This window comes from Modicisalibacter radicis (assembly GCF_900961225.1).
Lineage (GTDB): Bacteria > Pseudomonadota > Gammaproteobacteria > Pseudomonadales > Halomonadaceae > Modicisalibacter.
Window position 1 is genome coordinate 1 of sequence record NZ_CAAHFN010000058.1, and the last position, 24,361, is coordinate 24,361.

The 24,361-nt window shown below is 66.1% G+C and carries 21 protein-coding genes; 14 read left to right on the forward strand and 7 right to left on the reverse strand.

The genetic code is table 11. The annotated features are described in order from the left end of the window. Nucleotides 1–27 precede the first annotated feature (27 nt). From modA to modC, 3 genes are read left to right on the forward strand one after another with little or no spacing between them, the layout of a single operon-like run. Nucleotides 28–813, forward strand: coding sequence for a molybdate ABC transporter substrate-binding protein (modA, locus tag HR9077_RS08750; protein ID WP_348532926.1), 786 nt, complete (start codon nucleotides 28–30; stop codon nucleotides 811–813). Nucleotides 814–827: 14 nt separating this feature from the next. Further along, the gene (modB, locus tag HR9077_RS08755; RefSeq protein WP_136066686.1) at nucleotides 828–1,523 is read left to right on the forward strand and encodes a molybdate ABC transporter permease subunit; all 696 of its coding nucleotides are present in this window, start codon (nucleotides 828–830) and stop codon (nucleotides 1,521–1,523) included. Continuing rightward, entirely contained in the window at nucleotides 1,520–2,665 is a 1,146-nt protein-coding gene (gene modC, locus HR9077_RS08760) for a molybdenum ABC transporter ATP-binding protein (RefSeq protein ID WP_136066629.1), read from the forward strand. Before modB ends, modC begins: the two co-directional genes overlap by 4 nt. Before the next feature lie 109 nt (nucleotides 2,666–2,774). Here modC and HR9077_RS08765 read toward each other — a convergent pair whose 3' ends face one another. Then, entirely contained in the window at nucleotides 2,775–3,146 is a 372-nt protein-coding gene (locus HR9077_RS08765) for a phasin family protein (RefSeq protein ID WP_136066630.1), read from the reverse strand. A 192-nt stretch (nucleotides 3,147–3,338) separates the two neighbouring features. On the opposite strand from HR9077_RS08765, the gene HR9077_RS08770 reads away from it, so the two are divergent. The 5 genes from HR9077_RS08770 (at nucleotide 3,339) to HR9077_RS08790 (ending at nucleotide 7,853) form a co-directional block, all read left to right on the forward strand. Then, complete coding sequence (locus tag HR9077_RS08770; protein ID WP_136066631.1) at nucleotides 3,339–4,298, forward strand: threonine ammonia-lyase; 960 nt, start codon at nucleotides 3,339–3,341, stop codon at nucleotides 4,296–4,298. A 218-nt stretch (nucleotides 4,299–4,516) separates the two neighbouring features. Further along, entirely contained in the window at nucleotides 4,517–5,332 is an 816-nt protein-coding gene (locus HR9077_RS08775) for an ABC transporter ATP-binding protein (RefSeq protein ID WP_136066632.1), read from the forward strand. Further along, nucleotides 5,329–6,036 carry an ABC transporter ATP-binding protein gene (locus HR9077_RS08780; protein WP_136066633.1) on the forward strand — a complete coding sequence of 236 codons (708 nt, stop codon included), beginning with the start codon at nucleotides 5,329–5,331 and terminating at the stop codon, nucleotides 6,034–6,036. The genes HR9077_RS08775 and HR9077_RS08780 overlap by 4 nt, the downstream gene beginning before the upstream one ends. A gap of 3 nt (nucleotides 6,037–6,039) precedes the next feature. Next, nucleotides 6,040–6,909, forward strand: coding sequence for a branched-chain amino acid ABC transporter permease (locus HR9077_RS08785; protein WP_136066634.1), 870 nt, complete (start codon nucleotides 6,040–6,042; stop codon nucleotides 6,907–6,909). After that, complete coding sequence (locus HR9077_RS08790; protein ID WP_210725894.1) at nucleotides 6,909–7,853, forward strand: branched-chain amino acid ABC transporter permease; 945 nt, start codon at nucleotides 6,909–6,911, stop codon at nucleotides 7,851–7,853. The genes HR9077_RS08785 and HR9077_RS08790 overlap by 1 nt, the downstream gene beginning before the upstream one ends. A gap of 133 nt (nucleotides 7,854–7,986) precedes the next feature. On the opposite strand, the gene HR9077_RS08795 is transcribed toward HR9077_RS08790, so the two are convergent. Further along, nucleotides 7,987–9,201 (reverse strand): ABC transporter substrate-binding protein, encoded by a 1,215-nt coding sequence (locus HR9077_RS08795; RefSeq protein WP_136066635.1) that lies wholly within the window; start codon nucleotides 9,199–9,201, stop codon nucleotides 7,987–7,989. A gap of 239 nt (nucleotides 9,202–9,440) precedes the next feature. Here HR9077_RS08795 and HR9077_RS08800 point away from each other — a divergent pair, with 239 nt between their 5' ends. The 5 genes from HR9077_RS08800 to HR9077_RS08820 all read left to right on the forward strand — a co-directional run bounded on the left by HR9077_RS08800 (nucleotide 9,441) and on the right by HR9077_RS08820 (nucleotide 15,880). Further along, nucleotides 9,441–9,659 carry a DUF1656 domain-containing protein gene (locus tag HR9077_RS08800; RefSeq protein WP_136066636.1) on the forward strand — a complete coding sequence of 73 codons (219 nt, stop codon included), beginning with the start codon at nucleotides 9,441–9,443 and terminating at the stop codon, nucleotides 9,657–9,659. A gap of 3 nt (nucleotides 9,660–9,662) precedes the next feature. Beyond that, on the forward strand, nucleotides 9,663–10,529 hold the full coding sequence (locus HR9077_RS08805; protein ID WP_136066637.1) for an efflux RND transporter periplasmic adaptor subunit: 867 nt from the start codon (nucleotides 9,663–9,665) through the stop codon (nucleotides 10,527–10,529). A 10-nt stretch (nucleotides 10,530–10,539) separates the two neighbouring features. Next, the gene (locus HR9077_RS08810; protein ID WP_136066638.1) at nucleotides 10,540–12,591 is read left to right on the forward strand and encodes an FUSC family protein; all 2,052 of its coding nucleotides are present in this window, start codon (nucleotides 10,540–10,542) and stop codon (nucleotides 12,589–12,591) included. A 186-nt stretch (nucleotides 12,592–12,777) separates the two neighbouring features. Beyond that, complete coding sequence (locus HR9077_RS08815) at nucleotides 12,778–15,312, forward strand: membrane-bound PQQ-dependent dehydrogenase, glucose/quinate/shikimate family (RefSeq protein ID WP_136066639.1); 2,535 nt, start codon at nucleotides 12,778–12,780, stop codon at nucleotides 15,310–15,312. Between the two features lie 148 nt (nucleotides 15,313–15,460). Further along, a complete protein-coding gene (locus tag HR9077_RS08820; RefSeq protein ID WP_136066640.1) occupies nucleotides 15,461–15,880 on the forward strand; it encodes a GNAT family acetyltransferase in 420 nt (139 codons plus the stop codon). 76 nt (nucleotides 15,881–15,956) lie between these two features. Here the strand turns inward: HR9077_RS08820 and HR9077_RS08825 are convergent, their stop codons facing one another. Both HR9077_RS08825 and HR9077_RS08830 read right to left on the reverse strand, forming a co-directional pair. Continuing rightward, nucleotides 15,957–16,646, reverse strand: a complete 690-nt coding sequence (locus tag HR9077_RS08825; protein ID WP_136066641.1) for a glutathione binding-like protein — start codon at nucleotides 16,644–16,646, stop codon at nucleotides 15,957–15,959. Between the two features lie 121 nt (nucleotides 16,647–16,767). Beyond that, on the reverse strand, nucleotides 16,768–17,478 hold the full coding sequence (locus HR9077_RS08830; protein ID WP_136066642.1) for a glutathione S-transferase N-terminal domain-containing protein: 711 nt from the start codon (nucleotides 17,476–17,478) through the stop codon (nucleotides 16,768–16,770). 272 nt (nucleotides 17,479–17,750) lie between these two features. Here HR9077_RS08830 and HR9077_RS08835 point away from each other — a divergent pair, with 272 nt between their 5' ends. Then, nucleotides 17,751–19,451, forward strand: coding sequence for a GGDEF domain-containing protein (locus HR9077_RS08835; protein ID WP_136066643.1), 1,701 nt, complete (start codon nucleotides 17,751–17,753; stop codon nucleotides 19,449–19,451). Between the two features lie 9 nt (nucleotides 19,452–19,460). On the opposite strand, the gene HR9077_RS08840 is transcribed toward HR9077_RS08835, so the two are convergent. The 3 genes from HR9077_RS08840 to HR9077_RS08850 all read right to left on the reverse strand — a co-directional run bounded on the left by HR9077_RS08840 (nucleotide 19,461) and on the right by HR9077_RS08850 (nucleotide 24,319). After that, a complete protein-coding gene (locus tag HR9077_RS08840) occupies nucleotides 19,461–19,985 on the reverse strand; it encodes a gamma carbonic anhydrase family protein (RefSeq protein WP_136066644.1) in 525 nt (174 codons plus the stop codon). A gap of 83 nt (nucleotides 19,986–20,068) precedes the next feature. Then, on the reverse strand, nucleotides 20,069–23,074 hold the full coding sequence (locus HR9077_RS08845) for an FAD-binding and (Fe-S)-binding domain-containing protein (protein ID WP_136066645.1): 3,006 nt from the start codon (nucleotides 23,072–23,074) through the stop codon (nucleotides 20,069–20,071). A 36-nt stretch (nucleotides 23,075–23,110) separates the two neighbouring features. Then, the gene (locus HR9077_RS08850) at nucleotides 23,111–24,319 is read right to left on the reverse strand and encodes a pyridoxal-phosphate-dependent aminotransferase family protein (protein ID WP_136066646.1); all 1,209 of its coding nucleotides are present in this window, start codon (nucleotides 24,317–24,319) and stop codon (nucleotides 23,111–23,113) included. Nucleotides 24,320–24,361: the final 42 nt, after the last annotated feature.

Below are 24,361 nucleotides of genomic sequence, written 5' to 3' on the forward strand. Positions count from 1 at the left end.
CCCCACTCCCGCCCTTCACTGCTTCGCGTGGCCGGCCCGGCGCTGCTGCTCATCGCGTTGCTGCTGGCGACGCTCGGCCAGGCGCCGACTGCGCGGGCCGAACCGAACGTGCACATCTACGCCGCGGCGTCGCTCGGCGATGCGCTGGATGCGGCCATCGCGCGCTACGAAGCCAGCCATGCGGTGAACATCGTGCCGGTCTATGCCGCTTCATCGACCGCCGCCCGCCAGATCGCCAATGGCGCCCCCGCCGAGCTGTACTTTTCCGCCAACGAGCGCTGGATGACCTGGCTCGGCGAACAGGGCATCACCTTGAGCGAACGCAGCGACCTGCTGCACAACCAACTGGTGCTGATCGCCCCGAGAAAGGACGATGCCTCATCCGTCGCGCTCGACAAGCCCGGCGAGCTGGTGGCGCGACTGGGCGCTGGACGGCGCCTGGCGGTGGGCGATCCGGCCCACGTGCCGGCGGGGATCTACGCCAGGCAGGCCCTGCAGTCGCTGGACGAATGGCAGACGCTGGAGACACGCCTGGCGCGGGCCGACAACGTGCGCGCCGCGCTGGCGCTGGTCGAACGCGGCGAGGCGCCGCTGGGCATCGTCTACAAGACCGACGCCCGTGCCAGCAACCGGGTAAGCGAACTCGCCACCTTCCCCGCCGCCAGCCATGACCCGATAAACTACCCGCTGGCGCTGGTCGGCACCTCGCCCAGCGATGCGGCCAGCGCCTTCCGCGAGTGGCTGGCCGGCGAGCAGGCACTGGCGATCTTCCAGGACTTCGGCTTCGCCGCGGCCACGTCGGACGCGCATTGAGCCTCGCCATGCCCATGCTCTCGGAGGTCGAGCGCGAGGCCATCGCCATCAGCCTCAAGGTCGCCGGCAGCGCGGTCGGCTGGACGCTGCTGCCGGGCATCGCCCTGGCCTGGCTGCTGGCGCGTCGCGACTTCCGCGGCAAGGCGCTGCTCGACGGTTTCCTGCATCTGCCGCTGGTGTTGCCGCCGGTGGTGGTCGGCTACCTGTTACTGATCTCGCTGGGCCGTCAAGGCTGGCTGGGGCAGTGGCTGGACCGCCTGTTCGGTATCAGCCTGCCCTTCACCTGGCAGGGCGCGGCGGTGGCCGGGGGGATCATGGCGTTTCCGTTGCTGGTGCGCGCGGTGCGGCTCTCGCTGGAGGCCGTCGACCCCAAGCTCGAAGCCGCCGCCAGCACCCTGGGCGCCAACCGCTGGCGGGTATTGGCGACCATTACCCTGCCGCTGGCGCTGCCCGGAGTGATTACCGGCACCCTGCTGGCCTTCGCCCGGGCGCTGTCGGAGTTCGGCGCCACCATGACCTTCGCCGCCAACATTCCCGGTGAGACGCGCACGTTGCCGCTGGCGCTGTACAGCCTGATCCAGACCCCCGGCCAGGAAGCCGCCGCCGCGCGGCTTTGCGTGCTGTCGATCGCCATTGCCATGCTCGCGCTGCTGGCCTCGGAATGGCTGGCCCGGCGTGCCCGGCGACGCATCAGCGAGCGTGACCGATGAGCCGCCCGCATGACGCCGCTGCGGGCGGGCTCGCGCTCGACGTGACCCAACGCCTCGGCGACTTCGAACTGGCGGCCGACCTGGCGCTGCCGGCCAGCGGCGTGACCGCACTGTTCGGTGCCTCGGGCAGCGGCAAGACTAGCCTGCTGCGGCTGATCGCCGGGCTCGACAGGCCCGACAGCGGCGGCATCCGCCTGGGCGATGAAACGCTGGTCGATACGCGCCGCGGCGTGTTCATCGCCCCCCATCGCCGCCGCCTGGGCGTGGTCTTCCAGGAGGCCCGGCTGTTTCCGCATTACCGGGTGCGCGGCAACCTGACCTACGGCATGCCCCATGCGAGCCGCAAGCGCGGCGGCGCGGCGGTATCCAGCTTCGATGACGTCGTCGCGCTGCTGGGCATCGGGGCGCTGCTGGACCGCCTGCCCGGGACCCTTTCGGGCGGCGAGGCGCGCCGCGTGGCGATCGGCCGGGCGCTGCTGAGCGAGCCACGCATGCTGCTGCTGGACGAACCGCTGAGCGGGCTCGACGCACCGCGCAAGCACGAGCTGTTGCGCTACATCGGGGCGTTGGCGAAGCGCATCGACATTCCCATCCTGTTCGTCAGTCATGCCCCGGAGGAGCTCACCGCGATCGCCGATCACCTGGTGCTGCTCGAGCGCGGCAGGGTGCGCGCGCAGGGCCCCCTCGAGGAGCTACTGCTGCGTTTCGATCTGACCGAACACCTGGGTGGCTTCGATGCCGCCTCGCTGCTCGAGGTACGTGTGGCCGGCCACGATGAAGCGTATGCGCTGAGCACGCTGCACCTCGCCGACGGCCAGGCGCTGGCCGTGCCCCGGGTCGATGCGCCACCGGGTGCCCGGTTGCGCCTGCGCGTGCCGATCCGCGATGTCGCCCTGGCCCTGGCGCCCGCCGAGCGCACCAGCTTTCGCAACCAGCTTGCGGCCACCGTCGAGCGCATCGACGCCTCGGCCGGCAAGCACGGGGCGGGACATGACAGCGTCGTCGAAGTGAGCCTGCGCCTCGGCGAGCAGCCACTGCGCGCGCGCCTGACGCGCAAGTCCCTCGACGAACTGGAACTCGAGGAGGGCATGTCGGTCATTGCGCTGGTGCGCAGCGTCGCCTTCGCCGAACGCCTGGCATGAGCCGCCGCGTCCGCGACGAGCAGACATACGAAAACGGCCGCCGGTGATTACCGGCGGCCGCTATTCGACTCGTGGCGCGAGCGCCACGAGTCGGGTTCCGCGAACGCGCTTACTTGGTCTTGCTGGCGGCGGTCTTGCTGGCCGTCTGCATGTTGTCCTCGACCAGCTTCTGGCTCTTCTGAGCGAAGTCCTGGTTCAGGGCAACGACCTTCTCGGCGTCGTCCTTGAAACGCTCGCCCAGATCCTTCGCCGTCTTCTGCTGCTGCTGGACGTAGTTGCGCAGGCCTTCGGCGTCGCGCACGTCGAGCATCGAGCGGGCCTGACCCATGTAGGTGTCGGTGCAGGCCTTGGCGAAGTCGAGCTGGGTGTTGAGCACCTTCTCGGTGTAGTCCACGGCCATGGCCGCGTAGGCACGCGCCGGGCCGAAGAACATGGATTCGAACTGCTGGGTCGCCTGGTCGAAATTGTTGCTGGTCGCCATGATTCACCTCCGTGAGTGATGGTTGGCTAAGCTCGGAGGGCTCTTCTCAAAGGGCTTCGACCTCCGTTGCAATGCAACATAGCAAAGCCCTTGCTGCATTGCAACATGAGACATGAAATCGAATGCCTCGGCTATCCTTGCTTACAGAGCAATCTGGATACACAGGCACACTTCGCGACGCACGGAATCGGCATGCCCCATCGACAGCTCACACTCGCCGCGCTCCAGCAGGCCCGCGAGCGCATCCTGCACCGGCTCTCCCCGTCGCCGATCGTCGACGACGCGGCGCTCTCCCGCCGCCTGGGACGCCCGGTTCGACTCAAGGCCGAGCTGTTCCAGCCCACCGGCTCCTTCAAGCCACGCGGCAGCCTCAACTGGCTGGCCACCGCCGGCGACGCGGAGCTGGCGAGGGGGCTGGGCGCGGTCTCCGCCGGCAACCATGCCCTGGGGCTGGCCTGGGCCGCTGCCGAGCGCGGCGTGGCGGTGACCATCGTGATGCCCGAGGACGCCAGCCCGTTCAAGGTCGAGGGCAGCCGTGCGCTGGGCGCCGAGGTGATTCTCCACGGCGACATCAACGACGCCTGGGCGCTCATGCACCAGCTGGTCGAGCGTCGCGGCCTGACCCTGGTCCATCCCTACGACGATCCGCGCATCATCGCCGGCCAGGGCAGCGTCGGCCTGGAAATTCTCGAGCAGGTCCCCCGCGCCGCCACGCTGCTGTGCCCGGTGGGCGGCGGCGGGCTGATCGCCGGTATCGGCATCGCCGCCAAGGCGCTGCGCCCGGACATCCGGCTGATCGGCGTCGAGCCGTCCGGCGCGGCCAGCATGCGGGCCGCCTTCGATCACGGCGCCCCCTGCCGCCTGGACAGGGTCGCCACACAGGCCAAGAGCCTCGGCGCGGCGATCGTCGGCGAACATACCTACCCGCTGGCGCGTCGTTACCTCGACGAACTGGTCGCCGTCAGCGAGTCGGCGATCGACGCGGCCATGCGCCACCTGCTGTTCGAGGCCAAGCTGCTCGCCGAGCCCGGTGCGGCGGTCGGCGTCGCCGCCCTGCTGGAGGACCGGGTGGTGCTGCCCCAGGCGGGCGATATCGTCGTGGTGATCACTGGCGGCAACCTGGGCGGTGACGAGCTCCGGCACTGGTGTTGAACCTAAAGCCAATGTCACCGGCTGCCGATACAGCGTTTAATCAACGCTGTGGCAAGCACTTGTCGCCCGTGCACGCCACGCTGTAAGGTCTGGCGACGATTCTCGTCACACCGATCACACCGTGAAAAGCGTTGCCGGCCGAGGCGGGCGAAGCCCAGCCATACCCGCCCTGTCCGCACGCCCACAACCACAACAAGACGCTTACGAGGCATTCTTCCTTGATTCGAATCGACAACGTCTCCAAGGCGTTCGGCGGCCTGCAGGCGGTAAGAGGCGTTTCCTTCGAGGTTACGCAGGGCAGCATCACCGGGCTGATCGGCCCCAACGGGGCCGGCAAGAGCACGCTGTTCAACATCGTCGCCGGACTCTTTCCCCCTTCCAGCGGCCGCGTGCTGCTCGACGGCCAGGACATCACCGGGCTGCCGCCGCACAAGCTGTTTCACCGCGGCCTGGTGCGCACCTTCCAGATCCCGCATGAGTTTTCGCGCATGACGGTGCGCGAGAACCTGATGGTGGTTCCGCCCGACCAGAGCGGCGAGAACCTGTTCAAGACCTGGCTGCGCTGGGGCAGAGTCAAGCAGCAGGACGGCGAGGTGCTGGAGCGGGTCGACGACGTGCTCAAGTTCCTCGAGATCACCCACGTCGCCGACGAGCTGGCCGGCAACCTCTCGGGCGGCCAGAAGAAGCTGCTCGACCTGGGCCGCACGATGATGACTGACGCCAAGGTGGTACTGCTCGACGAGCCCGGCGCCGGCGTCAACCGCACCCTGCTCGGCAAGATCCGCGAAGCGATCCTGCGACTCAACCGCGAACGCGGTTACACCTTCTGCGTCATCGAACACGACATGGACCTGATCTCGGCACTGTGCGAACCGGTCCACGTGATGGCCAATGGCGAGCTCATCGCCTCCGGCTCGATGGAGGCGCTGCGCCAGAACGAGGAGGTTCGCGAGGCCTACCTGGGCGGCGGTGCCAGCGGCCGGATGGGCGAAACGGCCAGCAAGCCTGCAACGGATCAAGGAGAGCCCTCATGAGCAGCCTGCTCGAAGCCAAGGGCCTCTACGGCGGCTATGGCGGTGCCGACATCCTCCAGGGCACCAACCTGCGCGTGGAGACCGACGAGATCGTGGTCATCGTCGGCCCCAACGGCGCCGGCAAGTCCACCGCCATGAAGGCGGTGTTCGGCCTGCTGCGCATCCGCGACGGCGAGGTCCTCTACCGCGGCGAGGCGATCACCAACGCCAAGCCCGAACAGATGGTTCGCCGCGGCATCGCCTATGTGCCCCAGGAGAAGAACGTCTTTCCGTCGCTGACGGTACGCGAGAATCTCGAGATGGGCGCCTATCTGATGAAAGGCGACCTGTCCAGGCGCCTCGACAAGGTCTACACGCTGTTCCCCAAGCTCGCCGAGCGGCGTCGCCAGCAGGCCGGCCTGATGTCCGGCGGCGAACGCCAGATGGTCGCCATGGGCCGCGCGCTGATGATCGACCCGCAGTTGCTGATGCTCGACGAACCCACCGCCGGACTCTCGCCGCTGCTGATCGACGAGACCTTCGAGCGCATCAAGGAGATCAATGCCCAGGGCATCGGCGTGCTGATGGTCGAGCAGAACGCCAAGCAGGCACTGGCCATCGCCAGCCGGGGCTACGTGCTGGCCACCGGCAGTAACCGTCACGAAGACACCGGTCCCAACCTGTTGGCCAACCCGGAAGTCGCCGAAATGTTCCTGGGAGGCTGAACCATGAGCGATATCCTGCAACTGCTCGTCTACGGCCTGGTCCTGGGCAGCGTATTGACCATGGGCGCGATCGGCGTGTCGATGATCTTCGGCATCCTGCGCTTCGCGCACTTCGCGCATGGCGACTTCATGACCCTGGGCGCCTATCTGGGACTGGCCTTCATCTCGGCCCTCGGGCTGAGTTCGTGGTGGGCGCTGCCCGCGGCGATGGTCGGCATGGCGGTGATCGCGGTATTCATCGACCAGGTGCTCTACCGGCGCATTCGCCGCACCCAACCGGTGATCCTGCTGATCGCCTCGTTCGGCATGGCGCTGATCCTGCGCAGCCTGGTGCAGCTGATCTGGGGCTCCGACAACCAGACCTACGCCTCGGGCATCCAGTTTCCCTGGCGGCTCGACTGGCTGGGCGGCCTGCGCCTCAAGCCCGATCACCTGTGGATCATGCTGATCTCGCTGGGCCTGGTCGCCAGCGTGCACCTGTTCCTGACCCGCACCCGGCTGGGCAAGGCGATGCGCGCGATGTCCGACAACATGGACCTGGCGCTGGTCTCAGGGATCCCCGCCGAACGCGTGATCATGGTCACCTGGGTGATCGGCGGCGCCCTGGCGGCCGCCGCGGGCGTGTTCCTGGGCATCGACACGCGCCTGCACCCGGTGATGGGCTGGACCACCCTGCTGCCGGTGTTCGCCGCGGCGATTCTCGGCGGCATCGGCCGACCCTACGGCGCCATCGCCGGTGGCATGATCATCGGCGTGTCGATGGAGATGTCGACGCTGCTGATCCCCGCCGCCTACAAGCCCGCCGTGGCCTTCGCGATCATGGTCGGCATGCTCATCCTGCGTCCGCAGGGCATCTTCAAGGGGACTGTGTGATGGAACTCACCGGCATCGCCTCGTACCTGGTCTCGTTTCTGACCTTCGCCGGCGTCTACGCCGTGCTCGCGCTGGGCCTCAACATGCAGTGGGGGTTCACCGGCCAGTTCAATATCGGTATTGCCGGCTTCTTCGCGGTCGGCGCCTATACCAGCGCGATCCTCACCACGCCGTCGAGTCCCGCCTACCTGGGCGGCTTCGGCATGCCGTTCCTGGTCGGCCTGGCCGGCGCGGTCATCGCCTCGACACTGCTCGGGCTGATCGTCGGCCTGGTCACCGCCCGGCTGCGCACCGACTACCTGGCCATCGCCTCGATCGGCATCGCCGAGATGGTCCGGCTGTTCGTCAAGAACGAGGACTGGCTGACCAACGGCGTGCGCGGCATCGCCGGCATCGAGCGACCGTTGGCCGACACAGCGCTGGATAGCCCCTTCGCCTATCTGGTTATTGTCGCGCTGTTCGTGGCCGGCGTGTATTTCCTGGTCGAGCGCGCCCATGCCTCGCCCTGGGGCCGCGTGCTGCGCGCCATCCGCGAGAACGAGCCGGCCACCGCGGCGGCCGGCAAGTCGATCGCCGGCTTCCGGTTGCAGGCGTTCGTGCTGGGCTCGGCGATCATGGGCCTGGGCGGCGGGCTCTACGCCCATTTCTTCGGCTTTTTGAGTCCCGAGGCGTTCATGCCGCTCTACGGCACCTTCCTGGTCTGGGTGATGCTGATCGCCGGCGGCAGCGGCAACAACCGCGGGGCGATCCTCGGCGCCATCGTGGTGTGGGGCGTGTGGTCGGGCACCGAACTGCTCACCGGTCTGCTGCCCACCGAGCACGCCACCCAGGGCGCGGCCCTGCGCGTGCTGCTGATCGGCGTGCTGCTGCAGGTGATCCTGGTGCTGCGCCCCGAGGGGATCCTGCCCGAGAAGCCGCCCAAGCTGATCGCCAGGAAGCGCTGAGGGCAAGACCGCCCGCCGCGCGGGAGCATCGCCAAAGGCAGTTGCTCGTTGCTAAAAAAGCGCCCCCGGCCAAGGCCGGGGGCGCTTTTTTCTGGGCGCGTTGACAGGCGATCGGTCGATCGCCTGTTCGCGCTTACATCGTGGGTTCGAAGATCCGATTGGTGACGACTTCGCCGTCCTTGAAGGTCCACTCGCCGAAGGTCCCCGGCACGTCGCCGTTGTCGTCGAAGTTGACCGAGCCGGATGCCCCTTCGTAATCGATCTCCTTGCCCTCCTCGAGCAGCTTGACGGCCTTCTCGAACTCGCCCGGACCGACCTGCTCGCCCGGCGGGTTGGCGACGGCACGCAGCTGGTCGCGAATCGCCACGCTGTCGGTGGTGCCGGCCGCCTGGGCCGCCAGCGAGAGCAGGTAGAAGGCGTCGTAGGCGGTGTCCAGATAGGGCTTGGGCGGCAGCGAGCCGTATTCGCTCTCGTAGGCGCTGCTGAAGTGCTGGGCCCCCGGCGAGTCGGCGCGGGCCTGCGGCACGGTGCCCACCGAGCCCTCGAGATACTGCGCGCCCAGGTTGTCGACCAGTTCGGGGGCCTTCATGCCGTCGGTGAAGACGAAGTCCTTGAAGAAACCGCCCTCCAAGGACTGGCGCAGGATGGTCTGGCCGTTCTCGGGGTAACCGATCAGCACCAGCGCCTCGGCGGCGTCGTTGGCGGCCTGCTGCAGTTCGCCGCGATAGGCCGCCTGGCCCTGTTCGTAGGCCACCGTCGCGGAAACCGTGCCACCGGCCTTCTCGAAGGCTTCGGTGAAGGCATCGGCGAGTCCCTTGCCGTAGTCGTTGTTGATATAGATGATGCTGACGTTGTCGTAGCCCTTTTCCTGGGTCACCTCGGAGAGCGCCACGCCCTGGAAGGCGTCCGACGGCACGGTGCGGAACAGGAAGTCATCGTCGTCCAGCGTGGTGACCACCGGCGAGGTCGAGGCACTGCTGATCTGCGGCACCTGCTCGGGCTTGGAGACGCTCTGCGCCACGGGGATGGTCACCCCGCTGGAGAGCGCGCCGAAGATCGCGTTGACGCCTTCGACGTTGACCAGCTTCTGGGCCGCGGCGACGCCCGGCTGCGGCGAGGTCTGGGTATCGCCGCTGCTGATCGCGACGTCCTCGCCGAGTACGCCGCCGGCGGCGTTGATCTCCTTGGCGGCGAGTTGCGCCGCCTTGAGCGCGGGCTCACCATAGCTTTGCAGGTCGCCGGTCAGCGGCACCAGCACGCCGATCTTGAGCGGCGCGGCCAGGGCGGAAATACTGGTGGCCAAGGCCACCGCGGAAATGGCACCGATAAGCGGTTTCTTGACGGTCATTGCAGAGACTCCTTTGCTGACCTTGATTGTTGGTTGATCGGTGGGCGTGACCCTTCATTGACATCAACCCGTCACCCAGCATAAGCGGGTCGCTGACAATAGACAAAGTGCCGCGCAGCGCAACAGTCAACGCTCGCTCGGCGTAGTGGCCAGGCAGGCGAGTATGGCCAGACAGTTAGTTAGCGTGTTAACGTTTGGCGCATTGCGTCATCTCGCCGCATCTTCACTCGAGGACCCGCATGGGACTTAAGGAAATCGCCCTCGGCGGCATCTATCTGAGCCCCCTGCTGGGCTATGCGCTCATCGGCTTCATCAGTGCCGTCGTCATACGCAGTTGCCTGCATCGCTTCCTGCGCCAGCAGATCCTGTGGTACGAGGCATGGTTCGATGCCGCGCTGTTCATCCTTCTCACGGCGCTCGCCGCCTTCCTTTTCTCCGTTTCCGGTGAGGCCAGCTAGTCGATGCGCAAGTCCTTACGCATTCTCGTCACCCTGCTGATCGTCGCCGCCGCCATCGCCGCCGGGCTATGGCTGTGGCACTACTATCTGTATACCCCCTGGACCCGCGACGGTCGCATCCGCGCCAACGTGATCACCATCGCCCCGGACGTCTCGGGCTGGGTCGACACCCTGGCGGTGCAGGACAACGCCAGCGTCGACCGCGGCGAGGTGCTGTTCACGATCAACAGCGCGCGTTACCGGGCGGCGCTCGAGCAGGCCCAGGCGGTGGTCGACCAGCGCCAGGCGACCCTCGATCTCAAGCGCCACGAACAGTCACGGCGCCAGCGGCTCAGCAACCAGGCGATCAGCGACGAGGACCGGGAGATCGCCCGCATCGACACCCGCGTCGCCGAGGCCAACCTGGCCCAGGCCCAGGCCGATCTGGAGAGCGCGCGCATCGACCTCGAGCGCACCACCGTCGAGGCGCCGGTGTCCGGGCACATCCTCAACATGCACCTCAACGCGGGCAATTACGTCACCAGCGGGCAGGGCACGATGGCGCTGGTTCAGGCGGACTCCTTCTACGTCACCGGTTACTTCGAAGAGACCAAGATGCCGTTCATCGACCCCGGCGACGCTGCCGTGGTCACGCTGATGAGCGGCGACACCCGCCTGCACGGGCATGTCGCGGGCATCGGCCGGGGCATCGCCAACACCAACACCTCGACCAACAGCGAATTGCTGCCGCAGGTCCAGCCGACCTTCAACTGGGTGCGCCTGGCCCAGCGCATCCCGGTGCGCATCGAACTCGACGAGATCCCCGAGGAGCTCCTGCTGAGCGCCGGGATGACCGCGACGGTGCGCATCGTCGACGACGCCGGCGAGTGAGCGCGACCTGATGTCGGCTTTCCTCGACGCCTACCTGACGCCCTCGGCGAGCGCCGTCAAGTTCGCCATCAAGGCGACCCTGGCGATGTTCCTGGCGCTCTACCTGGCGCTGTGGTTCAACCTCGACCGCCCCTACTGGGCCTTGATCTCGGCGGCCTTCCTGCAGATCCGGCCGATGAGCGGCATGGTCGTCGAGAAGGGGCTGTGCCAGATCGGCGGCACCTTCATCGGCGCCGTGGCCGGCATCGTGATCATGGCGCTGTTCGTTCAGGCGCGGGTCCCGGCACTGGTCGCACTGACCGCCTGGATCATGCTCTGCACCTACGCCAGCTCGCTGCTGCGCAACAATTTCTCCTATGGCTGCATCATGGCCGCGGTGACCGCGATGCTGATCGTGGTGATCGCCGGCAGCAACCCGGCCAGCGTCTTCGACGTCGCCGTCGCGCGACTTTCCGAACTCGCCCTGGGCGCCCTCTGCGCGACCCTGGTCAGCTCGCTGCTGTGGCCTTCGCAGGTCAGCGACCACCTGGCCACGCAGGCCGACAGCGTGGTCAATCAGGCCTTCACGCAGGCCGCGCTGCGCCTCGAGGCCAGCGACGACGAGGCGGCGCTACAGGCCTCGCTGACCGGCAGCCTGTCGCCGCTGACGATGCTCGAGACCGACAGCCAGGCAGCACGCTACGAGGGCCCCGAGGGCAAGGGTCGGGTACGCGCTACCCATGTGCTGACCCGGCGTACGCTGCGCTTGCTGGCCACGCTGCAGGCCATGCAGCGCCTGCTCCGCGATCATGACACACGGGTCGATGACGGCATTCGCCAACTGACTGCCGAGATCGCCGACGGCTTTCGTCAGGCCGAACAGGCCAGCGGCGTGAGCGCGGCACGCGAGCAGCTCCAGGCCCTGCGGCATCGCGCCCACCGGCAGGACACCGCCAGCCTCGCCCCGCTGCAGCGACGCATCGTCCTGGGGCTGCGCGAGGCGCTCGGCCACGCCATCGTGATGCTCGACGCGCGCGAGGCGATAACCCATCCCCGTGGCCGCCAGCTGCGCAGCGGCCGGCTGTCCTGGCACCGCGACCACCTCGCCGCCGGCGTCAATGCCCTGCGCGCCGGACTCGTGTTCGCCGGCCTGGCGACGTTCTGGATCCTGACCCATTGGTCCAACGGCCAGGTGGCGATGCTGCTGGGCACGCTGTTCTCGGCGTTCTTCGCCAGCCGCGACAACCCGGTCGCCATGACCCTGACGTTCTTCAAGGGCATGCTGTTCGCCATCCCCAGCGCCTTCCTGTTCGGCCACGTCCTGCTCTCGCAGGTATCGGACTTCGTGCTGCTGGCGCTGGTGTTCGGCACGCCGTTGTTCCTCGGCCTGCTCGGCGCCGGCAACCCCAGGCTCATGGGCCACTGCCTGGCGTTCACCATTTTCAATATCCTGCTGACCATGCCCGCCAATGGCATGGACTTCTCGTTCGACAGCTTCGCCAACCGCGCCATCGCCGTGATCATCGGGCTCAGCGTCGTGGTCATGAGCTTCCGCCTGCTCCCCGGGCTGGGCGCCACGGTGCGCCGACGCCGCCTCGTCGCGGCGATCACCCGCGACCTGCAGCGCATCGACCGCGATCCCTGGCAGGCAACCGAGACGCGCTTCGCCGGGCGCATGGCCGATCGCATACTGGCGCTGGCCCGCCACGACGATACGCTGCCGGAAGACCAGCGCCACCTGTTCGCGCTGGGTCTGACCGGGCTGGATATCGGCAACAGCAGCCTGCGCCTGCGCCAGTGGCTGAACGACACGCGCTCGCCAGCGGTGAAGCGCGCCCAGCGTCGCGTCCATGCGGCGCTGGCCGATGCCTACGCCGAGAGTGCCGCAGGGCGCCCCATCGGCGACGCCCTGACCGATGCCGCAAGCGCCCTGCAGGACGCCGTGGCCGATGCCGATGCGTTGTCGGAAGCGCGGCGGCCGCTGCTGCAGGGCCTGCTCGAGCGCCTCGAGCTGACCCTCAGGCAACAGGCCGAGCGTCAGGCGGCGGCGGGACAAGCGACCGGGATCAGCAGCCGGCACTGAGCGCCGACTCGCGTCGGCGTGTTTCGGCACCCTCTTGAATTAGCCAACTAACGACATATACGCCATCCTGTTAGGGCTCGCCCGGTTGCGCGCCGGCTGATTGCAGGCATTCAGGCAAGTACCTGCAGGATTCGTCGCGACGGTCCATCGAGCACGACATCGTTACGTCACTCAACGGAGGGAAATGTGACTTCATCACGCTCACCCGGCGCCTCGGGCTGGTGCCTGAGAATCTTTGCCGCCATCCTCGCCCTGCTGGGTCTGGCACTTATCGCGGGCGGCGGCTGGCTGGCCGTACTCGGCGGCTCCTGGTATTACCTGATCGCCGGCCTTTTGATGCTGGCCTCCGGCGTCCAGTTGATGCGCCGCAGACTCTCCGGCGCCGGGATCTATGCCGCATTGTTCTTCGGCACCCTGGCGTGGACCGCCTGGGAGTCGGGGCTTAACTACTGGCGCTGGATACCGCGCTTCGACGTGGTCTTGATCCTGGCGATCGGCGTCGCTCTTTCACTGCCGCTACTCAAGGGGGGCCCTTCGCCCAAACGCGCCTTTTCCCTCGCCGGCGTGCTCCTCCTGGGCCTGGGAGTCGCTGGGGCGCTGGCCTTTGTGCCGCGAGGCTATACCCATCCCAACGAAGTGCCGGCAATCGCCGATGGCTCGCTGGCCACCGACGTGGGCAGCGCCCAGCCCGCCGACACGCCGGCCGATAGCGACTGGACGGCCTATGGCCGCGATTCGGCGGCAACGCGCTACTCCCCACTCGACCAGGTCACGCCCGCCAACGCCGACCGGCTCGAGGTGGCCTGGCAGTACCGCACCGGCGACCTGCTCGACCATCGCTGGGGCGCCGAAACCACGCCGCTCAAGGTCGGCGACGACGTGTTCCTGTGCACCTCGCGCAATATTCTGATCTCCCTCGACGCCGCCACCGGCGAAGAGAACTGGCGCTACGACCCGCAAGTCTCCGAGGATGCCATCCCCTACACCGCCGCCTGCCGCGGCGTGGCCTACTACGAGGTGCCGCCTGAGCGCCTGGCATCAGCGTCCCCCGAGCGGACCGACCGTTCACAGGCCGGCAACGGCGACCAGAGCGGCGATTCGACACCGGTCTCGAATGACCAGGCGGGCACTCAACGGACCGCTGTCGCCAGCGGCCAGAGCTGCCGTACGCGGCTCATTTCCGGCACCCTCGACGGTCGTCTCATCGAAGTGGATGCCGCCACCGGCGAACCATGCCGCGACTTCGGCGATAATGGTCAGGTCGACATCAAGCGCAACATGGGCGTGACCCCCGATGGCTACGTGTCGATCAACTCCGCGCCGGTCGTGGTCCGCGACGTGGTGGTCACCGGCCACCAGGTGCTCGACGGCCAGCGCCGCTATCCGCCCTCGGGCGTGATCAAGGGCTACGACGTCGTCACCGGCGAGCTTGAGTGGGCCTGGGACGCGGGACGTCCCCAGCAGAGCGAGCCGCTGACCGGCGACGAGACCTACGTGCGCGGCTCGCCCAACATGTGGACCACCGCCGCCGGCGACAGCAAGCTCGGCATGGTCTACCTGCCGATGGCCAACGCCGCAGCCGATTACTGGAGCAGCTCGCGCACGCCGGCCGAGAACAAATGGTCGAGCGCGATGGTCGCGCTCAACGTCGAGACAGGCCTCCCCGAGTGGCGTTTCCAGACGGCCCACAAGGACGTATGGGACTACGATCCCGGCTCACAGCCGACCCTGATCGATTTTCCCACCGATAATGGCGAGGTACCCGCGCTGGTGATGCCCACCAAGCAGGGCGAGATCTACGTCTTCAACCGCCAGACAGGAGAGCTGCTCGGCGGCGGCGCGGAAGAGCGCCCGGTCCCGCAGGGTGGCGCCGAGCCGAACGAGCGCAGCACGACCCAGCCATTCTCGAACTATGCCACGCTGCGCCAGCCCGACATCACCGAGAAGGACATGTGGGGCATGACGCCCTTCGATCAGCTCTTCTGCCGTATCCAGTACCGGCAGGCCAGTTGGAAAGGCATGTATACGCCGCCTACGGCGGACCAGCCCTGGATCGAGTACACCGGATACAACGGCGGTTCGGACTGGGGCAGCGTGTCCATCGATCCCCGCCGCGGGGTGATCGTCGCCAACTACAACGACATGCCCAACTACAACGAGCTGGTGCCGCGCGAAACGGCCGATAAGCTCGGCTGGAAGCCCCGGGAGGAGATGCAGGAAGACAGCGGCGGCGCCGAAGGTGCCGGGGACCCGCAGGCCAACACACCCTATGCCATCGACGTCAATGCCGGCTGGCGCGTGCCGTACACCGGGCTGCTGTGCAAACAGCCGCCCTACGGTCATATCCGCGCCATCGATCTGGCCAGTGGCGATACCCTCTGGGATCGCCCGCTCGGTACCGCCCGGGCCAACGGTCCCTGGGGTATCCGCTCCGGTCTGCCGATCGATATCGGCACGCCCAACAACGGCGGCTCGGTGACCACCGCCGGTGGCATGATATTCATCGCCGCCGCCACCGATGACCTGATCCGCGGCATCGACATCGAAAGCGGCGAGACAGTCTGGCAGGCACCGTTGCCCGCCGGCGGCCAAGCCAACCCGATGGTTTACGAAGCCGACGGCCGCGAGTATCTGGTGATTGTCGCTACCGGGCATCATTTCATGCAGACGCCCTCCGGCGACTACGTGATCGCCTATGCGCTGCCGGAGAACAACGGCTGAGAATCGCCATCGGCGCAATGGACTATGAAAGCGCCGCCTCCGGGCGGCGCTTTCTATTCAAGCATGCGATGCGGACACTGTTGTCGCGCCGTTACCCGCGTGACTATACGGCGTGGCAGAATGGCGACGACCGCTGAAGGAGAAAGAGATGCAGATCCGTCCGTTTCACCACGCCGACGAGGACGCCGTGGTCGCGCTGTGGGAAGCCTGCGAGCTGTCGCGGCCGTGGAACGACCCGCGCCGCGACATCGCCCGCAAGCTCGCCGAGGACCCCAGCCTGTTCCTGGTCGGGACCCTCGACGGCGAGCCGATCGCCAGCGCCCTGGCCGGTTACGAGGGCCATCGCGGCTGGCTGCACTACCTGGCGGTGGCCCCGGCGCATCAGGGGCGCGGCTACGGCAAGCGGATGATCGCCGCGGTCGAGCGGGCGCTGATCGCCCGCGGCTGCCCGAAGCTGATGCTGATGGTGCGCCATGAACGCCCCGAACTGCTCGAACTGTACGACCGGCTCGGCTATACGCAGGGTGAATTCGTCACCCTCGGCAAGCGTCTGATTGCCGACGACTGAGTCTCGACAGGCGTGCCGTCACGCAAAAGCCCGGCCGAAGCCGGGCTTTTCACTGCGAACGTCACGGGCAGAGGCATCATTTCTGGCCGAACAGGTGCTTGCGCGCCTGTTCGTCCATGGTCACGCCATCCTCCGGGTTGATCTCCTCGGCACGCGCGTAGGCACGCTTGATGCCGTCGCGCTGGGCGATCCTTTCGAACCAGCGCTGGAGGTTGGGGAAATCCTCGATCTCCTGGCCCTGCTTGGCGTACGGCTTGATCCACGGCCAGATCGCCATGTCGGCGATGGTATAAGCGTCGCCGGCCACGTAATCGTGATCATCCAGCCGCTTGTCGAGCACACCGTAGAGCCGTGCGGTCTCCTTGAGATAGCGCTCGATGGCGTAATCGATCCTCTCCGGCGCGTAGTTGCGGAAATGGTGGTTCTGACCGGCCATCGGCCCCAGCCCGCCCATCTGCCAGTACAGCCACTGCAGCGTCACGTAGCGCTCGCGACCGCTTGCAGCGAGAAACTTGCCGCTCTTGTCGGCCAGATATTCGAGAATCGCCCCCGACTCGAACAGCGACAACGGCTGGCCGCCATCGTCCGGATGGCGATCGACGATCGCCGGAATCCGGTTGTTGGGCGCGATATCCAGAAACTCGGCACTGAATTGTTCGCCCTTGCCGATATTGATCGGGTGCAGCGTGTACTCGAGCCCCGCTTCCTCGAGGAAGATACTGATCTTGTGGCCGTTGGGCGTCGTCCAATAGTACAGATCGATCATGGAACCTCCTGTTTCCTATGATGAGTCCGGGCGGCCCGGATCCGCGATGCGTGACCTCGGCGTGTCTCACGGCACATGGCCGCGGCATGGCGACTGCACCTCGCCGTTGTCCGAGGTGCCTTCAATTGTCGTAGGCGCCCTCGATATCGACAATCCGCATGGCGTTGCGTCCCAGTCCGCCATGCAGGTCCAGCATGCGCTCCACCCAGGCATGGACCGGGTCAGCGTTCGACACCAGGTCGGCGGTCGAGACGCAGCGAGCCCACATGAAGCTGCCGAACAGCAGGTAATCGGCGGCGGCCGGCGCCTCGCCGTCGACGAAATCCGCTTCGCCGAGCCGGCCGCGCAATGGCTCCAGCGCCTGGTCGAGCTGGCTCAGGCCACGGCTCGGGGCATGCACTTCCTCGAGAGCGCGGCCGAACGCCTTCTCCCGAGTCTCGCGAAAATACTCGCGATCGCGCGGATCGATGGCGTTATAGAGATCCATGATGATGGTCTTCATCATCCCCGGGGCCAGGCTGCGCTCGGCATAGAACTTGAAGAAGCGCGCCCGTGACTCCGCCTCGCCGTTTCCCAGCAGCGGCTTGTCGGGATAGGCGCGGTCGAGATAGCGAAAGATCTCGTAGCTGTCGGTCACGGTCCGGTCGCCGTCGACCAGCACGGGGACCTTGCCCTGCTCGGAAAAGGCGATCGCCGACTTGTCGGTGAAATGCCATGGCCGAGCCTCGTAGTCCAGCCCCTTGTGAGCCAGCGCGAACTTGACGCGCCAGCAGTAGGGAGAGAAGCGCAGATTCTCGTCGACACCGCAAAGGTCATACAGAACTCGTGGCATAGCATCCTCGGCCGTCAGAACGTGGTTGGCAGACGCTACCATCATGCCGAAGATGCCGCCAAACCGACAGCGCCAGGCCATCGCCAACGTCGGCCTGCCTCGAGGTCCGCTGCGTTGAATTAGCGGCGTTACACTCGACGACCAGCCGCCGGATACTGGAAACAAACCGAGCGGACGCGTGGCGGGCACGATCCTCGCGGCCGCCGATAACGAACGGGCGCCTTGCCGCGCCCACCCTCGCCCGGCGAGGCGACGACCGATGGACGCAGCGGATGCCCTGGCGCCTTCTAGCGGGACTCGTAGCGCTACTTGCTGGCTTGCTGAGCGGGCCGGCAGGCGCTCGTGCCGATCCAGGTCCGCCGCGGGAGCCCGAACCGCTCAAGGCCGTTTCACTGCAATTGCTGTGGCACCATCAATTCCAGTTCGCCGGCTACTACGCCGCCGTCGCCCAGGGTTACTACCGCGACGCCGGTCTCGACGTCGAGATCCGCAGCGGGGGTTACGACAACCAGGGCCGAGCGTCGGCCCCGGTGGAGGAGGTGGTATTCGGTCGCGCCGACTTCGGTACATCACGCGCCGATCTGCTGATCCACCATAGTCGAGGCCTGCCTGTCGTGCTGATGGCCAGCATCATGCAACGCTCGCCGCTGGTTTTCCTGACCCTTGAACGCTACGGCCTCACGCGCCTCGAAGCGATCGGCGACCGACCGGTGTCGTTGACCCTGCCCAGCATCGGCAGCCAGACCCGGGTCAGCGCCGAAACGCTGGCAGTGCTCGAGCGCGCCGGAATCGATTACCGCACGCTCGACAACTCGCCACCCAGCTGGAAATTTCAGGACCTGCTCGACGGCAAGACCCAGTTGACCCCTGCGTATTCCACCGACACGCCCTACTTCGTACGCAAGGCCGGCGCCACGCCGGTGGAGATCAAGCCCACCGACTACGGCATCGACTTCTACGGTCAACTGCTGTTCACCAGTCAGCGCATGCTCGACGATACGCCCGAAATCGTCGCCGCTTTTCGCCGTGCCTCGCTCGAGGGCTGGCGCTATGCGCTCGATCATCCCCGGCAGATCGCCGATCTGATCCTGCGCGAATACGGCACTCGCGGCCCCGGCTACGACCAGGCCTTCCTGCTCGCCGAAGCCGAGCGTATCCGCGAACTCATGCAGCCCGGGTTGATCGAGATCGGCTATACCAACCGCCAACGCTGGCAACAGATCGCCGATACCTATCGCGAACTGGACCTGATCGATCATCACTCGCTCGACGACTTCCTGCGGGCAGCATTGCCGCCGCAGCCCCAGCTCGCCAATCTCTGGGCCTGGTCGCTTCCCGGATTGGCCGTCCTGCTGGGGACCGCCGGCATCGCCGGCTACCTGTACGCCACCAACCGCCGGCTGATCAGCGAGATCGGGCGGCGCCGGCATGCCGAGAAGGCATTACGCTATCACGCCGAACGCGACGGGCTCACCGGCACCCTGAATCGGCGCTTGTTCGACGAGAACTATCAGTACGAGATCGATCGCGCGCATGCCGAAGGCCGCGCGTTGAGTCTGATCATCTTCGATATCGATCACTTCAAGCTGATCAACGATCACTTCGGCCACCTGGCCGGCGATCGGGTATTGATCGACATCGCCGCCGTCACCCGCACGCTGCTTCGCGCGACCGACCACTTCGGTCGCTACGGCGGCGAGGAGTTCGCCGTGCTGATGCCCGATACGTCGCTCGCCGAAGCCGGCGATATCGCCCGCCGGCTGAACGAAGCCCATCGGGCCCACCGGGTGGCCGATGGCAACAGCGCCATCCACTATACCGTCAGTTTGGGGGTGGCCGCGCTGCGGCCCGACGACAATTCAACCGATTCACTGTTGCGGCGCGCCGATCAACTGCTCTATCGCGCCAAGCGTGCCGGACGCGACACGCTGGTCAGCGAGACCAGCGCCATTCCGGCGACATCGCCGGAGTGACTCGGCGGGTCAGTCCACCCTCTCCAGGTACTGTGCGTGAAGCCTGCCGCGCTGCACATAGGCTTCGGCATTCTTCTTGAGGTTCGCTATAGCCTCTGCCGACAGCTCACGGACAACTCGTGCCGGCGCACCGACGATCAGCGAGTTGTCGGGAAAGGTTGCGCCTTCCTTGATCAGTGCTCCCGCCGCTACCAGGCAGTTTTTCCCTATCTCCGCGCCGTTGAGAATGATCGCCTGAATCCCCACCAAACTGCCGTCGCCAACCTTGCAGCCATGCAGCATCGCCTGATGACCGACCGTAACCTCATCCCCCACGACCAGCGGAAACCCTGGATCGGCATGCAGCACCGCCCCGTCCTGGATATTGCTGTTCTCGCCGACTTCGAGATGTTCGGTGTCGCCACGCAGCACTGCCTGGTACCAGACACTGGCATTGCGCTTGAGGGTGACCTGGCCGATCACGTCAGCCGTCTCGGCCACATAGACCCCCGTGTCGATGGTTGGTAGCTGGTCTGCGTACCTGTAGATCGCCATGCGGTTTCCTCTTGAGTCCGATCGTCCATTCAAAGTCCTGCCACGCCGAAGGCATCCCGTGCGTCGCCACGTGTGATGGCGATTCAGGCCAGCGCCATGTCGAGCACGCACGCAACGTGCAGCGCATCGCGCCGGGCACCGTCGCGAATCTGATGTCGACAACTGGTGCCATCGGCGATTATCAGATCCCGTTCTTCAGCCTGGCGTACTGCGGGCAGTAGCGACAATTCGGCCATCTGCATCGAGGCCTCGAAGTGTTCGCGCTCGTAGCCGAAGCTACCGGCCATGCCACAGCATGACGATTCGATCGTCTGGATCTCCAGGCCCGGAATCCATCCCAGCACGACCTCCACGGGACGCAGCGCATCGAACGCCTTCTGGTGGCAATGGCCATGCAGCCAGGCGCGTGATGCTTCGAGCGACTTGAAGTCGAGTGCCAGACGGCCGGCGGCCTTCTCGCGCACCAGGAACTCCTCGAACAGCATCGCCGCCTCCGCCAGCTGCCTGGCTTCCTCGCCGTAGCCGTACTGCAGAAACTCATCGCGAAGCGTCAACAGGCATGACGGCTCGAGGCCAACGATAGCCACCCCACGCTTCACGTAAGGCATCAGGTGATCCAATGTACGTCGCGCCTCGGCCTTGGCCTTGTCGACCTGGCCCGAAGCCAGGTAGGTCCGCCCGCAGCACAGCGGCCGCTGATTCGGCGGATTGTTGAGATGAACGCGATACCCGGCGGCCGTGAGCACACGATGAGCGGCCGCCGCGTTGTCGGCTTCCATGTAGTTGTTGAAGGTGTCGACGAACAGCACCACCTCCCCCACCGCCGGCGTATCGCTTCGGGGACGCTCGGCCCCACGCAGGTAGTTGCCGTTGAACGCCGGTAGCGAACGCGCCTCGGCCAACCCCAGTGACTGCTTGACCCAACGCGACAGGATCGGCAAACGCTCGAGCCTGCCCAGCAAGGGCGCCACCTGACTGGCATAGGGCGCATAGCGCGGCATGCCGGCGACCATGCGGTCGCGCCACGCTAGTGGGTGGGTCTCGGCACGCGCCGCACGCGCCTCGATCTTGAGCTTGGCCATGTCGACCCCGGTCGGACAATCACGCTTGCAGCCCTTGCACGACACACACAGGTCGAGCGCCTCCTTGACCTCGTCGCTGGCCAGCCCATCGCGTCCCACCTGGCCGGACAGTGCCAGGCGCAGGGTATTGGCACGCCCACGGGTGAGGTGCTGCTCGTTGCGAGTGATGCGATAGCTAGGGCACATGGTGCCGGCGTCGAACTTGCGGCAATGGCCATTGTTGTTGCACATCTCCACTGCCATGGCCAGGCCATGCGTGGGGTCGCCGGCGCTACCCGGCTCACTCTGCTCACCGGTCAGCGGGTCGCGCTTGACGTTCCAGGGCGTCCAGTCGAAAACGGGGGTGAGCGGAATCGTCTGGTAATGCTTGGGAAACCGAAAGTAGCGCTCGTCGTCCATCCGCGGGGTGTCGACGATCTTGTTGGGGTTGAACAGGTTAGTGGGATCGAAGAGCTGCTTTATCTCCTTGAAAGCGGCATTGAGCTCCGGGCCGAATTGCCAGGCCACCCACTCGCCCCGGCAGATGCCGTCGCCGTGTTCGCCGGAGTAGGCCCCCTTGTATTCACGTACCAGCGCCGAGGCCTCCTCGGCGATGTCGCGCATCTTCTGTGCGCCGTCGCGACGCATGTCGAGGATCGGACGCACGTGCAGCGTGCCGACGCTGGCATGCGCGTACCAGGTGCCCTCGGTGCCGTGCCTGTGAAACACCTGGGTCAGCTTGTCGGTGTACTCGGCGAGGTGCTCCAGCGGCACTGCGCAGTCCTCGATGAAGGAGACCGGCTTGCCGTCACCCTTCATGCTCATCATGATGTTGAGACCGGCCTTGCGCACATTCCATAGCGCCTTCTGCTCGGCAGCCTCGGGCATGTCGACGACGCACTCAGGCAGGCCCAGGTCGGCCATCAACTCATTCAACTGGCGCAGGCTATCGAGCAGCGGCTCGCACCCCTGGCCCGAAAACTCCACCAGCAGTACCGCTTCGGGTCTACCGATAAGGGCCTTTTCGATCACCGGCCGGAACGAGGGGTTCTCCAGCGACAGCTCGATCATGGTGCGATCGACCAGCTCGACCGCGGACGGCTGCAATTCAACGATGTGCTGCGTCAGGTCCATCGCTTGGTAGAAGGTAGGGAAGTTGACTACCCCGAGGACCTTGTGCTCGGGCAGCGGCTCGAGCTTGAGAGTGAGCCGCTGGGTCAGGCCCAGCGTCCCCTCTGAGCCTACCAGTAGATGAGCCAGGTTGGCCCGGCCCAGCGCATCGTAGGGGAGCGGGTTCTGGCAGTTGAACAGATCCAGGTTATAGCCGGCAACCCGGCGCAGCACCTTGGGGAAGTGCTCGCGAATCCGGCCATCCTCGCGCTCGGCGATCTGGCGTATACGCTGGACAATGTCACCCAGCCTCCCGGTACCGGTCATCCCATCGATGGGCCCGAACGCCGCCTGGGTACCATCGGCCAGCATGGCCTCGATGCCCAGCACGTTATGGACCATGTTGCCGTACTTGATCGAACGCGAGCCGCACGAGTTGTTACCGGCCATGCCGCCCAGGGTGCACTGGGCACTGGTCGAAACGTCGACGGGAAACCACAGCCCATGGGGTTTCAACCAGGCATTGAGATGGTCGAGCACGATGCCGGGCTCGACCACCACGGTACGCGCCTGCTCGTCGAACTCGATGACGTTGTTCAGCCAGCGGCTGGTATCGAGCACCAGCGCTTCACCGACGGTCTGGCCGCACTGGCTGGTCCCGGCGCCCCTGGGCAACACCGGCATGGCCGCATCGCGGGCAATATCCAGTGCCACTTGCAGGTCCTGCTGATGGCGCGGCACGACCACACCGAGAGGCATGATCTGATAGATCGACGCATCGGTGGAGTAGCGCCCTCGCGAGGCCTGATCGAACAGCACCTCGCCGGCGATTTCACGCTGCAGGCGAGCTGCCGTCTCAGAGACAGGCGGGATACGGGCGTTGCGAGGCTGTGAGTTCCTTGCGGATAACGACGTCATCGTGTCTCCCCCGGGCGGCTTGCGACGATAGCGCCGTTAACGGTCGGCATCGAGCGGATGGCGGGCGAAATAGTCCAGTGCCGCCAGTACGCCACTGTCCTTGAGCGGGATGTCGGCGAGCTGCATGCCGGCTTCGCAGCCGCCGAGGGTCGCGATCAGCGTCAGATCGTTACAGTCCCCCAGATGGCCGATACGGAACATGCGCCCCTTGGTCTTGCCGAGCCCCATCCCCAGTGACAGATCGAAGCGCTCGTAGATCAGCTTGCGAATCGCATCGGCATCGACGCCATCCGGCATGACAACGCCGGTCAAGACCGGGGAGTAAACAGCGGGGTCCTGACATTGGATTTCCAGCCCCCAGGCGTTGACCGCAGCGCGTACACCAGCGGCCCAGCGCTGGTGCCGTTTCAGCACATGCTCGAGCCCTTCGTCCAGGAGCATGTCGAGGGCTTCATTCAGGCCATACAACAGGTTGGTATTCGGCGTATAGGGCCAGTAGCCATTCTTGTTGGCCTCGATGATCTCGTCCCAGGCCCAGAAGCTCTTGGGCAACTGCGCCGACTTGCTTGTATTGATGGCCTTGTCGGACAGGGCGTTGAAACTGATCCCCGGAGGCAGCATCAGGCCCTTCTGCGAGCCCGAAATCGTCACATCGACACCCCACTCATCGTGGCGGTAATCGGCACTGGCCAGGCCGGAAATCGTATCCACCATCAACAGCGCCGGATGACCGGCAGCATCGATGGCGCGGCGTACGGCAGCTATATCGCTGGTCACACCGGTCGAAGTCTCGTTGTGGACCACGCACACCGCCTTGATCTCATGGCTGGGGTCCTCCATGAGGCGTGCCTCGATCATGTCGGCCTGCACGCCCTGCCGCCACCCTTGATCACCAGATAGACCCAGAAACTCGGTCTCAATGCTCAACCGCCGGGCCATCTTCTGCCATAGCGCGGCAAAGTGTCCCGTCTCGAACATCAGCACCCGATCGCCCGGTGACAGCGTGTTGACAAGCGCCGCTTCCCAGGCCCCGGTGCCGGATGCCGGATAGATGATGACCGGGTTCACCGTCTTGAAGATTTGCCGGGTCTTGGCCAGCAGTTCCAGTCCCAGCGCACCGAACTCGGGGCCACGATGATCGATCGTCGGCAGGCTCATGGCTCTTAGGATGCGATCCGGCACCGGTGAAGGACCGGGTATCTGCAGGAAATGGCGGCCCGAGGGATGAAAGTCGAGATTCAGCATGATGGCAGTTCTCCGCTTCGGCGTTATTTTTGGATAATGAAT